Genomic DNA, 13,556 nt, shown 5'->3' on the forward strand with positions numbered 1-13,556 from the left:
CTCCAACGTTCAATGACAAAGCGGGCGGACCCTCGGGTCCGCCCGTTTGCTTTGGCGCCGCGCCACCCGTCGGGCCGCGGCCGCTCAATCGAGCTGCAGCAGGTAGCCGCGCAGGTACTCGCTCTCGGACATCGTCGCGAGCACCGGGTGATCCGGCGGCTGGTGCGCCCATTCGAGCACCCGCACCTTGCGCTTCGCGTCCGCCGCCGCCTCGGCCAGCACACCGCGCAGTTCGGCATCCTGCATGTGGTGCGAGCAGGTATAGGTCGCCAGCACGCCCCCGGCCGCGAGCCGCTGCATGGCGCGGAGATTGATTTCCTTGTAGCCGCGGAGCGCCCCCTCGAGCGCGCTCCTGGACTTCGCGAAGGGCGGCGGATCGAGGATGATCAGGTCCCACATCGGCTCCACCGCCCGCGCCGGGTCGTTGAACCAGTCGAACACGTTCGCCACCTGAAACTCGGCCTTCACGCCATTGCGCTCGGCGTTGCGCCGCGCCGCCGCCACGGCGTCCTCGGCGCTATCGAGGCCAAGCACCTCGTTGGCGCCGGCGCGCGCCGCATGCAGCGCGAAGGCACCCTGGTTGCAGAACGCGTCCAGGACCCGCCGGCCGGCCGCATGCTTCGCGACCACGCCGTGCTGCACCCGTTGATCGAGGTAGAATCCGGTCTTCTGCCCATGCTGCAGATCGAGCCAATACTCGAAGCCGCCGATGCGCATCCAGCGCGGTTCCCACTCGCCGCCGCTCCGGGTGTGCACCTCCTGGGGCAAGCCCTCCAGCCGGCGGATCGGCGCGTCGTTGCGGAAGATGATCTCGGCTGGTTTCAGCAACTCCGCCAGGACATCGCTCACGATCCCCGCGCGCTTCTCCAGCGCGAGCGTCTGGATCTGCACCACGAGCGTGTCGCCAAACTGATCCACCACCAGGCCCGGCAGGTCGTCGGATTCCGACCAGATGAGCCGGCGGGCCGGTTCCTCAGCCCGCCGCGCCACCGCCCGCTCAACCGCCGTGCGGATGTAGGCCGCGTCGAGCGCGACGCGTTCCCGGCTCAGCCGCCGCCACACGATCTGCGATCGCGAATTGTAGATGCCGACGCCCAGGAAGCGGCCATTCCGGTCGCGCGCCTCCACCAGCTCGCCGTCATGCTCCGCCGGCAATAGCGCCTCGACTTCGTTGGCGAAAATCCACGGGTGCCCATGCGCGGCGCGGGCACGAATATTCGGTTTGAGTTTGAGCGACGACGGAGGAACCACGGCGCAACGTTTGCGCGTTCACCCCGCGTCGCGACACAAAAAAGGACGTGCCGCGAGGCACGTCCCATAATTGTCGTCTACCGCCATCCTGACCAGGGCGTGAATCCCGACGAGAGGATGCACGCACCCGTGTACGCGACGCAGTGGCGTCTCGAACGCGGGCCTATCTGACGCCAGAGTGCGTCAGAGTTCCTCGTCCGTGACTTCGCTCGGCTCCGGGCGGCGCGTGTAGGCGCTGATGGCCGCCAAGGCGAAGACAAAGCTGAGGTAGATGGCGATGGTGAGAAGGATCTTCACGCCCTGTCTATCGGCACGGGGCTGAAGAATTTAAGCATTTTGGAGAAACACCCTAGAGAGGACGATCAGCGTCCGCCGCGAACTCCTAGGGCCTACCCCCTACGCAATGAATGCACCGCCAATCGCTAAACCCGGTGCGGCGTGATGGTTTTGCGCGCCAAAATTCACTGCGCCGCGGCGGGCGCAGGCGGCGGCTGCGCCGCAAAATCGCCCACGATTTTTCCATGCTGCACGAGAATGATGCGATCCGCGCCGGTCGCCCCGCGCGTGCGCGTGGCCAGCGTCGAGCTGTACACCAGGAAGAGGGCCGCGCCACCGTCGATCAGGCTTTCAGCCCGGCTGCGTTCCGCCACGGCGAGCACGTCCAGCTCCTTCTTGCCGCCCTTGTAGAAGGGCCCGACCGTGCCGACGTCGGATCCCAGATACTGCAGCACCACCCCGCGCATGGCCTCCGAACCCATCGACGAGGTTCCACACGCCGACAGCAGCGGGAGGAGGACAAGCACCGAGGCCAGACGGAATTTCGTAATCATTGAAAAGGGCCTGCCTAAAAAGCCCATCTTCGGGCGGACTGCAAGGTCCCACCGGGCGCGAAGAATTTACTTCCCCACCGCCGGAACGGCCCGCAAGTTGTTCCATTTTACCGCCGTAGAAATGCACCTGGGGAAAAAGATCGTCGTCGTCATGCCAGCTTACAACGCGGCCAAGACACTTCGTCGCACCTACGACGAGGTCATGGCCCAAGGCGTGGTCGACCGCGTGATCGTCGTCGACGACGCGAGTCGGGATGACACCGTGGGCCTCGCCCGCGAGCTGCCGCACACCGACGTGCACGTGCACGAAAAAAACCTCGGCTACGGCGGCAACCAGAAGTCCTGCTACCGCCTCGCCCTCGCCGCCGGCGCGGACGTCGTGATCATGGTCCACCCGGACTACCAGTACACGCCACAGCTGATCCCCGCGATTTCGTCGATGATCGCGAACGGGCTTTACCCGTGCGTCATCGCCAGCCGCATCCTGGGCAACTACGCACGCCGCGGCGGCATGCCGCTCTGGAAATACGTCGCCAACCGCGCGCTGACCCTCTCCGAAAATCTCATCCTCGATGAGAAGCTCTCTGAGTACCACACGGGCTACCGCGCTTTCTCGCGCGAGCTGCTCGAGCGGGTGCCCTGGCAGCGCAATTCCGACGACTTCGTCTTCGACAACCAGATGCTCGCGCAGATTTTCTGGTGCGGCTACACGGTCGCCGAAGTGAGCTGCCCGACGAAGTACTTCCCCGAGGCGTCCTCGATCAATTTTCGGCGCAGCACCCGTTACGGGTTTGGCTGCCTCGGCACCGCCCTGTCCTACCGCCTCGCGGCCATGGGCCTGGCCCGCTCCGAACTCTTCCCGCCCGAGATCCGGAATGTCGGCCGTCGGCCCGACGCCGACATCTGATCTCCGGATCCCGCCACGCCGCGGCTCTGGCGTCCGCGCTGCAACTCAGGTCCCGATCGGAGCCAGGCCGTCGAACGTGACCACGGCCCGGTTCTCGTCACGTGAGCGGGCAAGCGAGACCGTGAAGCGCACCTCCCAATCGTTCTGCGCCTCGGCGTCGATGAGGACCTGCGCCACCCGCCAGGTTCCGGCGGCCGCATCCGTTTCCCAGTGGGTGTGTTTCCCCGCGCGGCCCTCCGGATCCAGTCGAAACCGGCCACGCGCCTCGAAGTAGGTCTTGAACCCCTGCTCGAGCGCCCGCGCCTCGGGCGAGAGCACGTCGCTCCCCACTTCGGCCACCGTGCCATGGACCAACCGGCTGTTTGCGCTCTCCCACTCGCGGGCAGCAACATCCTGCAGGAAACCAAGGATCGCGGTCCGCACGAGCCGGCGGAACGCCTGCGTGTCGCGCGTCACGTCGAACGTCGTCGGCCGCGCCGGTTTGTCCGCCGTCTCCGCCGCCACGAACTCCGGGTTCCGCAAGCGCTCCCATTCCTCGAGGAGACTCGAGTCCACCCCGCGAATCAGTTCGCGGAAATAGTCCTCCATCTCCGCGACTTCGTCGGTCTTCACGCCCGCCGGCACGGTCTGCGCGAGGACCTTCCAGACCTGCGACAAATGCCGCAGCAGCAGTCCCTCCGAGCGCTGCAGCCCGTACTCCTTCACGTAGTCCGAAAACGAGAGGTAGCGCTCGTACATCTCCCGGGCGATCGACTTGGGCCGCACGTTCTCCTGCTCGACCCACGGGTGAACCGCGGCGAAGGCGTTGAAGGTGTCGTACAGGAACTCCCGCAACGGCTTCGGGTGCTCCATCTGGTCGAGCTTCTCCATCCGCTCCTGATACTCGATCCCCGCCGCCCGCATCTCCTCCAGCTTCTCGGTCTTCAGCTTGTCCAACTGCCGGCGCAGGATCGTGTCGGGGTCCTCCACGATCGCCTCGCAGAGCGTCAGCACGTCGAAGGCGTAGTCGGGGGACGCGGCATCGAGCCGCGGCAGCGTGTCGATCAGGTACAGGGACAACGCCTGGTGCAGCGAGAAGTCGTCCTGCAGCTCCACGTTGACCTGCAGCTTCCGGCCCGAGGCCTGCCGCGGGATCCACTCCACGATCTTGCGCTCCAGCAGCGCGCGAAACAGTTGCCAGCCCCGGCGGCGAAGCGCCCACTTGCGATGCGGCGTTTCGTGCGAGTCGCGGATGATCCGCTGCATCGCCCGACAGCCATCTGCGTCCCGGCTTAGCACCAGCAACAGCATGCCGTGGCTCACCTCGAACTTCGACGACAGCTCCTCCGGCGGGGCCGTCCGCAGCCGCTCGAAGGTCTTCACATCCCAACCGACCGCCCCCTCCGGAGCCTTCTGCCGCACGGCCTTCTTCTTGCGCGGATCGGCGGCCGCCTTCTCGTCGAGCCGCTTGTTCTCGATCACGTGCTCCGGCGCCTGCGCGACGACGAAACCGCGGTCATCGAACCCCCGGCGCCCGGCTCGCCCCGAGATCTGCCGAAAGTCGCGCACGCTGAGAATGGCCGCCTTCGTCCCGTCGTACTTCCAGAGCTGCGTGAACACGACGGTGCGAATCGGCACGTTGATGCCCACGCCCAGCGTGTCCGTGCCGCAGATCAGCTTGAGCAGCCCGCGCTGCGCCAGCTGTTCCACCAGCACGCGGTACTTGGGCAACAGACCGGCATGGTGCACGCCGATGCCGTGGCGCAGGAACCGGCGGAGTTCCTTACCGTAGGGGCTGTTGAACCGCACGCCCTCCAGCTCCGCCTGCAACGCCGCCTTCTCCTCCTTCGTGCAGACGTTCAGGCTCGTGAAGTTCTGCGCCCCCTCCGACGCCGCCCGCTGCGTGAAGTACACCAGATAGATCGGGGCCCGCTTCGTCATCAGCAGTTCCGCCACCTTTTCCGCCAGGGGCGTCTCCGAATACTCGTACTCCAGCGGTACCGGCCGCCGATCGCTGCGGACCGTCACGCTCTCGGCTCCCGTGAGCCCCGCCAGGGCCCGCTCGAACTTCTCGGTCGCGCCCAGCGTGGCCGACATCAACAGGAACCGCGCCCGCGGCATGGTGAGCAGCGGCACCTGCCATGCCGTGCCGCGCTCGGCGTCGGCGTAGTAGTGGAACTCGTCCATGATCACGGCCCGCACGTCGCTCTCCGCCCCGCGATGCAGCGCCATGTTGGCTAGGATCTCCGCCGTGCAGCACAACACCTTCGCGCCGGGATTCACGCTCGCGTCACCCGTCATCATGCCGACGTTCTCGGGCCCGAAGTCACGGCACAACGAAAGGAACTTCTCGTTCACCAGCGCCTTGATCGGGCACGTGTACACCGAGCGCTCGCCCGCGCAGAGCGCCTTGAAATGGAACGCCGCCGCGACCAGCGACTTTCCCGAGCCGGTCGGCGTATTCAGGACCACATTGCGCCCGGCGAACAGTTCAAGAATCGCCTCCTCCTGCTCCGGATACAGCGTCAGCCCGCGCTCCCCCGCCACCGTCAGGAACCGGTCCAGCACCGCATCGGCGTCGGCCCCCGCAGGCAGCGGGGCAAGAGGTGGAGGTGGCGGCGAAACGGTCGACATGCGCCTCACAACGACGCGACCTCGCGCCCGAGACAAGCAAGGAGGGCGTCCGCGCCACGTCGCCGCGCGCCGGCCCCGCCGCCTATGTTCCCGCTCCTCCCGCGCGCGCCGCGCATCGCACCGCGCCCGACCACTACCGCCGCCTCCCGTTCCGTCGCCGGCTCGGGCTACCGCAACCTACCTTGGGGCCGTCGCCGACCCGCCGAAGCCTCCGCCGGTGGACACAAAGACGCCCGCGGGCCGGATGGCCGCGCGGGCGGAAAGCGATCGGTTGCTGAACTCCGGACGAAAGCGTTCGCGTCCGCTCAGGACTTGAAGCTGCGGATGAGCTTCACGAGCTCCTTGCCCTCGTCCGCGCTCAATTTGTCCGCGTAGCCCTTCATCTTCTCTTTTCCGTCCACGATCACGCCCTTCATTGTCGCCTCGAGCAGCTGCTCGTCGGTGAAGGCAGCCTGCACCTTCGGGTCAGAGTAGTCCCGCAGTTTCAGCTTCTGGCCCATCTTGGAGTCAGCCTTGCCCGTGGCGCCATGGCACCGCGCGCAATGGTCTTCCCAGTTCGTCTTGGCATCGGCAGCGAAAGCGGCGGGCACGGCCGCCGCGAGGAGTCCAGCAAGCACAACCATTTTGGTCTTCATGCCGGGAGAGGGTAACACAGGCCCTCCGGCACCGCCGCGCGTTTTTTGTCCAGCACGCGCTTTAGCCTGCCTTCGGCATCACGCACCTTTTGTCGTCCTCCACTTTTGCGGAACTACCGACGAGCCGGCGCACTCTGCTGGTCCCCATGTTCGCCGTCCGCCGGTTTTACCCTCCCCACCGCGCCGCTTTTCACCGTCACTCACCCGGTTCCGGGACCCGCCAGCTGAGGCTTGCTTGCCCGTTTGGCCGCCCCTTTGCTGCGCCCGTGATTCGTCGCCTAATCCTTTGCTGCTGCCTGGTTGGTCTCTTGCACGCGGAGCAGCCCGCCGGCACCCAGCTCAGTGCCGACCGTACCGATTATCTCCTCGCCACCGACGAGACCGCGCTCATCGGGCACGCCGAGTTGCGCGAAGGCGATCTCCTGGTCACCGCCGACGAGTTTCGTTTCAAGGGCCAGCAGGGCACCAACCCCGAGACCATCACGGCTTCTGGCCACGTGGTCTACACCCGCGGCCCCCTCCGTATCCTGGCCGACCGCGTGGTCTTCCATCGGGTCGAGCGTACCTTCACCGCCGAGAACATTCGGTTGGGCAGCTTCCCGTACTACATCGAGGGCGCTTCGGCCAGCGGTGCCCGCGACACGGTCACCGTCCACCAGGCGCGCATCTCCTACGGAGAGCCCGGCCCCTGGCAGCCCACCGCCCGGGCGGAGCAGATCACCCTCAACCCCGAGACCCGGCAGGTCCGCTCGGCACGCACTCAACTCGGCATCGGCGGCGTCCAGCCCGTCCCGTTCCCCAAATTCGAACAGAATCTGTCCGACCCGCTGTGGTCCCTCCTGACTTTCAGCGGCGGCTATCGCGGCTCGCTCGGCGCGTTCGTTGACCTGGGGCTGCACCTGCCAGTGACGCCCGGGCTGCGCCTCGGCGGTGATGTGGGCTACTACACGGAGCGGGGGCTCCTCGCCGGGCCCTCGGGTTCCTATTCCAGCCCGACTGACCCGGCACGCCTCCGGGGCAGCTTCCAAAGCGGCTATATCAACGACCACGGCGACAAGAAGACCGACCTGCTGGGCCGCGCGGTGCCGGAGAATCGCGCGTTCTTCGAATGGCAGCACCAGCAACAGATCTCCGAGACCGTCACCCTCAACGGCCAGTTCAACTGGTGGCGCGACTCCGAGGTGCTGCGCGACTTCCGCCCCCGCGAATTTTTCCCGGTGCAGCAGCCCGACTCGTTCGTCGAACTCACCCACGCCGGCGAGAACCTGTTTGCCTCCGCCTTCGCCCGCTTCCGGCCCAACTCCTTCCAAGTGGTCCAGCAGCGCACGCCGGAACTCCGCGTCGACCTCCTGCCCATGCCGATCGGCGGCGGATTCTACGAGCGGTTCAACGCCAGCATCGCCTTCCTCCGGGAGACGCCCCTGCCCGATCCGCAGACCGGCCTCGCCTCGATGCCGGCCAATGAGCTGCCCGCCGCGGGCGCGTTCCTCTACCCCGCCGAGCAGCATTGGTCATCCCATCCCTATGCCGGCAGCGCCATCCAGGAGCTGCAGAGCACACGGATGGATGCCTACTACGCACTGACGCGGCCCATCTCGTCCGGGGACTGGTTCGCGTTGACTCCGGTCGCCGGCGGTCGGGTCACCCACTACATGAACACGCGCGGCGCCGCGAAGGCCGGCCCGTACACCCGCGTGCTCGGCGAGGTCGGCGCCGATGCCGAGCTGCACGCCAGCGGCACGTTCGCGTATCGCAACGAGGCCTGGAAGATCGACGGCCTCCGCCATCTCTTCACGCCGCGGATCAGCTACCGCTACATTCCGCAGGCGGACAAGGGCCGGGCCTACATTCCGCCGATCGATCGCGAGTCCTTCTCCACCTACCTGCCGCCGCTCGGACTCGGCGACGTCCGCTCCATCGATGATCTCCAGCCGACCCACACCCTGCGACTCGCGTTGCTCAACACGCTGCAAACGCGCGACGCGGGCTACGGCTCCCGCGACCTGCTGCGACTCAACGTCGCGAATGACTTCCGCTTCAAGCGCGCCCCGGGCGAGCGCGACGTCTCCGAGATTCACGCCGAGTTTGCCGCGATGCCGGCCCGCTGGCTCGAGGTCGGCGTCTACAACAGCTTTGCCCCGCAGACCTTCACGCTGCGCGAGTTCAACTCCGGGGTGACCGTCCGCAACGGCGACGCCTGGAGCGTCCGCTTCGGCAACAGCTTCTTCCGCCACCAACTCGAGGACTACGTCGTCGACGGGCGCGCCCGCCTGAACGAGAACTTCGACGTGCTCACCCAGGTGCGCTACGACCAGCGCAAGCACCGCTTCACCGAGCAGACCTACGGCGTGGTGCAGAATCTCGCGAACATGTGGCGGATCTCCTACCTCGTGAGCTTCTACTCCGGCCGCCAGCGCGAGAGCGGCTTCGGCTTCAGCATCCAGGTCGACACGGTGCGGTTCTGAACGCGCCATGAGCCGCGCCGGTAGCCAGCTGCAGATTTTCCTGCGCCTGCTCGCGGCGTTGCAGCCGCACTGGCACCGTGACCAGGCCCTGCCCGCCCGCCTCCAGACCCTCCTCGCCCGGCACAAGGAGTTCGGCTCCCGCGACCGCCGCCTGTATCGGGAACTTCTCTACACCACGCTGCGCTACCTGCCCTGGATCGAACCGCTGCTCGCGGCCGACGCGACGCGCGCGGGTCGCATCATCGCCTGGCTCGCGGCCGAGACGCGCGACTCCGCCGCCTATCGTCAGGAAATCTGCGGCGACTGGCCCACGCTGCCGACCGTCGCCGCCCGCGCCGCGTTTCTCGGCGCCACGCCCGAAACGCTTCTGCCCGCGTGGCTGCGCGCCGAGTGCCCCGCCGCCTTCACAGCCGCCGAACTCGAGGCGCAGCTCGCCCGCGCCCCGCTCTGGCTCCGGCTGCAGACCGACGCCCCCGACGAGGTCGCGCGCGAGTTTGCCGCCCACCAGTGGTCCTGCCGTCCCGCCGCCATCCTGCCGGATGCCTGGCAGGTCCTGGGCGAGGTCGACGTCACGCGGTCCGCCGCCTACGCCCGCGGGGCGATCGAGATCCAGGACCTTGGCTCCCAACTTGTCCTCGCCAGCATTGGCGTCGCTCCCGGCACGCGTTGGTTCGATGCGTGCGCCGGCGCCGGCGGCAAGACGCTCCAGCTCGCGCGGCTCGTCGGCCCGCACGGGGCGGTGGATGCCCATGACATTCGCCCCGCTGCACTCGCCGAACTACGCGCCCGGGTCTCCCGCGCGGGGCTTTCCCAGGTCCGGACCGTCGCCGTCCCCGCCTCTCCCGCCTACGATGGCGTGCTCGTCGACGCCCCGTGCTCCGGATCCGGCACCTGGCGGCGAGCGCCGCACCTCAAGTGGACCACCTCGCGCGGCACGCTCGCCGATCGCGCCGCGCTGCAGCTCACGCTGCTGGAACGATACGCCGGCCAGGTGCGGCCCGGCGGCCAGCTGGTCTACGCCACCTGTTCGCTGGCGCGGACGGAGAACGCGGGCGTCGTGACAGCCTTCCTGGCCCGCCATCCGGAGTTTTCACCCGCTGCCTTTGCCAACGCATTCGGTTTTCACCCCGACGCCACCGGTCTGACCATCCTTCCCTCCCGCCACGATACCGACGGCTTCTTCGTTGCCCACCTGCGCCGGCAACCCGCCTGACGCCCGATACAGCCGGAGCCTTTGGCGCTCCGAGACGACCGCCGCCGCCGGCGTGGCCGTTCGGCCCCAAGCCACCTGCAGCCCACGCGTTTCCCGCCGATTTTTCCGTTGCCGCGAGTGCGGCCCAGCCAACCATCGCGACGTGGTTCCTGACGCCGATTATCGCATCAAGCTTCAAGTCTTTGAAGGTCCGCTCGACTTGCTGTTGTTCCTCATTCGCAAGAACGAGCTGGATATCTACGACATCCCCATCGAGTCGGTGACCCACCAGTACATCGACGCCCTGCATGCGATGCAGCAGCTCGATCTCGATGTCGCCGGCGAGTTCTTCGTCATGGCGGCCACGCTGATGGAGATCAAAAGCCGGATGCTGCTCCCCAAGGGGCAGCAGGCGATCGATCCAAACGCTGAGGACGAGGAGGTCGATCCGCGCTGGGAGCTCGTCCATCAGCTCCTGCAGTACAAGAAGTTCAAGGAAGCCGCCGCCGCGTTGGCGAACCTCGCCGAGACCCGGCAGAACCTGATGGAGCGCTACATCTCGGAGCTGTCCGCCGAGGAGCAGGAGCGCCCGCTCCGCAACGTCGACCGCATCGAGCTCTGGAACGCCTTCAACATCGTGCTGCGCCGCCTCGCCGAGAAGCTCGTCGTCGGCGAGATCCATGACGAAGTCGTCACCGTTGCCGACCAGATGGAGTGGTTGCTCGGCCGCTGCCGGGACCAGCAGAGTTTCCTCTTCTCCAGCCTCTTTCCGACCGGCGTCACGCTGCGCCGGCTCGTCGCCACCTTCCTGGCCATGCTCGAGCTCACGCGACTCAAGCGGTTCCGTATTCGCCAGGCGGAGGCGTTCGCCGACATCAGCGTCGAGGTGGTGCAGAACCCACTTGAAACCGTGATCCCCACCGACACGGTGTCGGCGTGACTCCGAAGAAGAAGAAAACGCCGAAGCGTCAGGCCGCCTTGCTCGGGCTCGGGCTCGACAATGAGGACGGTCACAAGCGCATCACGACGGGCGAGAAGTTCGCGATTGTCGGCGGCTCGGAGGAGACTCACGGCCGGATGACGGAGACCGTGGTGAAGACCTTCGAAGAACTGAAGTCCCGCGGGAAACACCTCGAGCAGGTCGCCCCCGAGGAACTCGCGGAGATCATCCACAAATCGCGGCCGCGCTGAGCGGATTGCGTCGTTGCACTCCGACCATTCCCGCCGGGCGTCGACCTACGCACCCGCGTGCCCGGTCGGCAGTTGCAGCGGCGGCATGAACTCCCCGGAGTTGCTTCCGCCGCGCTTTCGGTTCTCTTGTCCGTGAACTGACCAACTCATGTCCGAAAAAATCGCCAATCTCACTGCCGAGACGTTCAAGCTCACCGTCAACTCGTCCCAGACTCCCGTGCTGGTCGACTTCTGGGCCCCCTGGTGCGGGCCGTGCAAGGCGATCGCTCCGATTCTCGAGGAACTCGCGGTGGAGCTGAACGGCAAGCTGGCCATCGCGAAGCTCAACATCGACGAGCACGACTCGATTCCGGCCGAGTACGGCGTGCGCGCCATCCCGACGATGATCCTGTTCAAGGGTGGCAAGGTCGCCGAAACCCTCGTGGGCCTCATGCCCAAGGAGACGCTAAAGGCCAAGCTGAAGGCTCACCTGAACTGAGCTGAGCAGCAGCCCGAGAGCGAACCCCAGCGCATACAGCGCCAGCAGTCTTCCCGTCGCGCCCAGCAGAGCAATCAGCTCGCTGGGCGTTTTGCTGTCCCGCAACCGCCGCGCGTGCCGCCAGGCGACGGGCACCAGCAACAGCGGCACGAGGTAAGCCCAATGGTGATGCCGCCACGCGAGCAGCACCGGCACGGCGAATGCACCGACCAGGGAGAGCCCAAACTGGGCTCGCGCCGCCCGCCGGCCCAAGATCACCACCAAGGTGCGTTTGCCCGCAACGGCATCGGTGTCGGCGTCCCGATAGTTGTTCACCACGAGAATATTCGCCGCCAGCAACCCCACCGGCACCGCCGCCAGCAGCGCATCGGTGCTCACCCGGCCCGCCTGCACGAAGTACGTCGCCGCCACCGCCACCAGGCCGAAGAAGATGAACACGAACACATCGCCCCAGCCGTGATACGCCAGCGGCCAGGGTCCGCCGGTGTACGCCACGCCGGAGATGATCGAGGTTACGCCGACCACGAGCAGCCAGGGCCCACCCCACGCGATCAGCGAGAGCCCCAGCAGGAACGCCACCGCGAACACGACCACCGTCGCATTGCGCATCGTGGCCGGCGAGACCAGGCCCGCCGCCACCGCCCGCCTCGGCCCCTGGCGGGCCGCCGTGTCGGCGCCGTGGACGAAATCGAAGTAGTCGTTGGCGAAGTTCGTGCCGATCTGCACGAGCAGCGCAAAGCCCAGACAGATCAACGCCGCCGCGCCGTCGAAGGCGTTGTCGCGCCACGCCAGCGCCGAACCCACGACCACCGGCGCCACCGCCGCCGGCAACGTCCGCGGCCGCGCCGCGGCAATCCACACTCCCCACATCGACGAGTTCACGCTTGGACGCCGGACCTGCCGTTCAGGGCATGGCGGGACAGCACCAGCAACGGACGCCGCGCCAGGAGACTCAGGAATACCGGGAGAAAACAGAGACCGACCGAAATCATCGTCGCCAGATTGAGGCCATGGAGCACGGCGCCAAGCACGCAAAGCACCACCGTCTGCACCACCAGGAACCCCTGCGCATTCGGCACCACCGGACTCATGATCCACGCCATCGCAAAGGCGCACACCCCGGCGACCGGCAAATGAAAGGCGATGGTCGCGCCCGCGAGGAAGAACACCGGCGCCGCCAGCGTCATCCTTCCCCTCGGCCAGGAAATGGTCTGCACCAGCACGGCCACGCCAAGGATCGCCGCTTGTACCAGCAGCGGATCCCGCGCCTGCGTTCCCGCCAGATGCCCCAGCGGGCCCTCGCCGCCCCCGCCGAACGCCACCAGCAGCGCAAGCGTGCCCAACGCCGCGCGCGCGAAGTCGTAGTAGTTGTGCGCCCGGGCAAACTCACGGCGCGCGTCCAGGCCCGACTCATTCACCGGGCCCCGTTGCCCGTGATGGTGGCGTCGGTGACGCCATGGTCCGAAGGATACGCCCAGGCGCATCCAGGAACGGGGTAACCAGAGGAGAGCGACGCCACCTGCCAGGAAGGGCACATCGACGGTCATGTGGGGGTAGAGCCGCATCAAGCCGCGTCGCCTTTCCCGTGTCAAAACCTCCGCGGCAGGTGCGGGTACTCAGCGAATCGCGAATCCCGCGAAGGCCGGCTGACGCTTCTGCCGCGATCGCTCCGTCTTCCGCACGTAGCCATGCATCCGGTCCTGCAGTGCTTCCACAAAGGCATCGATCTCGCCCGCCGTGCCTTCGACTTCCACCTGGACTCTCCCGTCGTCCAGGTTCTTCACGAATCCCGCCACCTCGAACTCCTTTGCCACCTGCAGCGTGCTGTAGCGAAAGCCGACACCCTGCACATGGCCGGTGAAGAAGATGGATTCGTGGGTAACCTCGGTCATCGGGGATGCCGGCTAAGTACGCTAAACTTTCGGCCGCCTTCAACCTGCAAAACACCGGTCCCAGCCGCAGCAGCCCCCGACTGGCCCCCCCTTCCACTCGTT

General features: G+C 67.0%; 13 protein-coding genes. 6 read left to right on the forward strand and 7 right to left on the reverse strand.

Going from position 1 to position 13,556, the window contains the following annotated elements; genetic code table 11:
- Nucleotides 1–84: 84 nt before the first annotated feature.
- Together DB354_RS12570 and DB354_RS12575 are read right to left on the reverse strand one after the other, a co-directional pair.
- Complete coding sequence (locus DB354_RS12570) at nucleotides 85–1,251, reverse strand: class I SAM-dependent rRNA methyltransferase (protein ID WP_107835960.1); 1,167 nt, start codon at nucleotides 1,249–1,251, stop codon at nucleotides 85–87.
- A 461-nt stretch (nucleotides 1,252–1,712) separates the two neighbouring features.
- The gene (locus tag DB354_RS12575) at nucleotides 1,713–2,081 is read right to left on the reverse strand and encodes a hypothetical protein (RefSeq protein WP_107835961.1); all 369 of its coding nucleotides are present in this window, start codon (nucleotides 2,079–2,081) and stop codon (nucleotides 1,713–1,715) included.
- Between the two features lie 121 nt (nucleotides 2,082–2,202).
- Here DB354_RS12575 and DB354_RS12580 point away from each other — a divergent pair, with 121 nt between their 5' ends.
- On the forward strand, nucleotides 2,203–2,988 hold the full coding sequence (locus DB354_RS12580) for a glycosyltransferase family 2 protein (protein WP_107835962.1): 786 nt from the start codon (nucleotides 2,203–2,205) through the stop codon (nucleotides 2,986–2,988).
- 45 nt (nucleotides 2,989–3,033) lie between these two features.
- On the opposite strand, the gene DB354_RS12585 is transcribed toward DB354_RS12580, so the two are convergent.
- Both DB354_RS12585 and DB354_RS12590 read right to left on the reverse strand, forming a co-directional pair.
- Nucleotides 3,034–5,601, reverse strand: a complete 2,568-nt coding sequence (locus tag DB354_RS12585; RefSeq protein WP_107835963.1) for a DEAD/DEAH box helicase — start codon at nucleotides 5,599–5,601, stop codon at nucleotides 3,034–3,036.
- 305 nt (nucleotides 5,602–5,906) lie between these two features.
- Entirely contained in the window at nucleotides 5,907–6,236 is a 330-nt protein-coding gene (locus DB354_RS12590) for a cytochrome c (protein WP_107835964.1), read from the reverse strand.
- 266 nt (nucleotides 6,237–6,502) lie between these two features.
- On the opposite strand from DB354_RS12590, the gene lptD reads away from it, so the two are divergent.
- The 5 genes from lptD to trxA all read left to right on the forward strand — a co-directional run bounded on the left by lptD (nucleotide 6,503) and on the right by trxA (nucleotide 11,562).
- Nucleotides 6,503–8,701, forward strand: coding sequence for an LPS assembly protein LptD (gene lptD, locus DB354_RS12595; RefSeq protein ID WP_158277508.1), 2,199 nt, complete (start codon nucleotides 6,503–6,505; stop codon nucleotides 8,699–8,701).
- Between the two features lie 7 nt (nucleotides 8,702–8,708).
- Nucleotides 8,709–9,914: an RsmB/NOP family class I SAM-dependent RNA methyltransferase gene (locus DB354_RS12600; RefSeq protein ID WP_107835966.1), complete on the forward strand. Its 1,206-nt coding sequence runs from the start codon at nucleotides 8,709–8,711 to the stop codon at nucleotides 9,912–9,914.
- Nucleotides 9,915–10,056: 142 nt separating this feature from the next.
- Nucleotides 10,057–10,833 carry a segregation/condensation protein A gene (locus DB354_RS12605; RefSeq protein ID WP_107835967.1) on the forward strand — a complete coding sequence of 259 codons (777 nt, stop codon included), beginning with the start codon at nucleotides 10,057–10,059 and terminating at the stop codon, nucleotides 10,831–10,833.
- On the forward strand, nucleotides 10,830–11,084 hold the full coding sequence (locus tag DB354_RS12610; RefSeq protein WP_107835968.1) for a hypothetical protein: 255 nt from the start codon (nucleotides 10,830–10,832) through the stop codon (nucleotides 11,082–11,084). Before DB354_RS12605 ends, DB354_RS12610 begins: the two co-directional genes overlap by 4 nt.
- 148 nt (nucleotides 11,085–11,232) lie before the next feature.
- Nucleotides 11,233–11,562, forward strand: coding sequence for a thioredoxin (trxA, locus tag DB354_RS12615; RefSeq protein ID WP_107835969.1), 330 nt, complete (start codon nucleotides 11,233–11,235; stop codon nucleotides 11,560–11,562).
- Here the strand turns inward: trxA and DB354_RS12620 are convergent.
- The 3 genes from DB354_RS12620 to DB354_RS12630 are packed head-to-tail and all read right to left on the reverse strand — an operon-like array spanning nucleotide 11,530 to nucleotide 13,454.
- On the reverse strand, nucleotides 11,530–12,432 hold the full coding sequence (locus DB354_RS12620; RefSeq protein WP_107836071.1) for a 1,4-dihydroxy-2-naphthoate polyprenyltransferase: 903 nt from the start codon (nucleotides 12,430–12,432) through the stop codon (nucleotides 11,530–11,532). The two genes, trxA and DB354_RS12620, sit on opposite strands and share 33 nt — an antisense overlap.
- Before the next feature lie 8 nt (nucleotides 12,433–12,440).
- Entirely contained in the window at nucleotides 12,441–13,127 is a 687-nt protein-coding gene (locus DB354_RS12625; protein WP_146180219.1) for a hypothetical protein, read from the reverse strand.
- Nucleotides 13,128–13,178: 51 nt separating this feature from the next.
- Nucleotides 13,179–13,454 (reverse strand): acylphosphatase, encoded by a 276-nt coding sequence (locus DB354_RS12630; protein WP_107835971.1) that lies wholly within the window; start codon nucleotides 13,452–13,454, stop codon nucleotides 13,179–13,181.
- Nucleotides 13,455–13,556 lie beyond the last annotated feature (102 nt).

It is taken from the genome of Opitutus sp. ER46 (genome assembly GCF_003054705.1).
Classification (GTDB): Bacteria; Verrucomicrobiota; Verrucomicrobiia; order Opitutales; family Opitutaceae; genus ER46.

Excerpts from the sequence above, each read along its gene's own strand:
- DB354_RS12575 (WP_107835961.1), bottom strand. The coding sequence starts at position 2,081 with ATGATTACGAAATTCCGTCTGGCCTCGGTGCTTGTCCTCCTCCCGCTG.
- DB354_RS12580 (WP_107835962.1), top strand. The coding sequence starts at position 2,203 with ATGCACCTGGGGAAAAAGATCGTCGTCGTCATGCCAGCTTACAACGCG.
- DB354_RS12585 (WP_107835963.1), bottom strand. The coding sequence starts at position 5,601 with ATGTCGACCGTTTCGCCGCCACCTCCACCTCTTGCCCCGCTGCCTGCG.
- DB354_RS12590 (WP_107835964.1), bottom strand. The coding sequence starts at position 6,236 with ATGAAGACCAAAATGGTTGTGCTTGCTGGACTCCTCGCGGCGGCCGTG.
- DB354_RS12600 (WP_107835966.1), top strand. The coding sequence starts at position 8,709 with ATGAGCCGCGCCGGTAGCCAGCTGCAGATTTTCCTGCGCCTGCTCGCG.
- trxA (WP_107835969.1), top strand. The coding sequence starts at position 11,233 with ATGTCCGAAAAAATCGCCAATCTCACTGCCGAGACGTTCAAGCTCACC.
- DB354_RS12620 (WP_107836071.1), bottom strand. The coding sequence starts at position 12,432 with ATGTGGGGAGTGTGGATTGCCGCGGCGCGGCCGCGGACGTTGCCGGCG.
- DB354_RS12625 (WP_146180219.1), bottom strand. The coding sequence starts at position 13,127 with ATGCGGCTCTACCCCCACATGACCGTCGATGTGCCCTTCCTGGCAGGT.
- DB354_RS12630 (WP_107835971.1), bottom strand. The coding sequence starts at position 13,454 with ATGACCGAGGTTACCCACGAATCCATCTTCTTCACCGGCCATGTGCAG.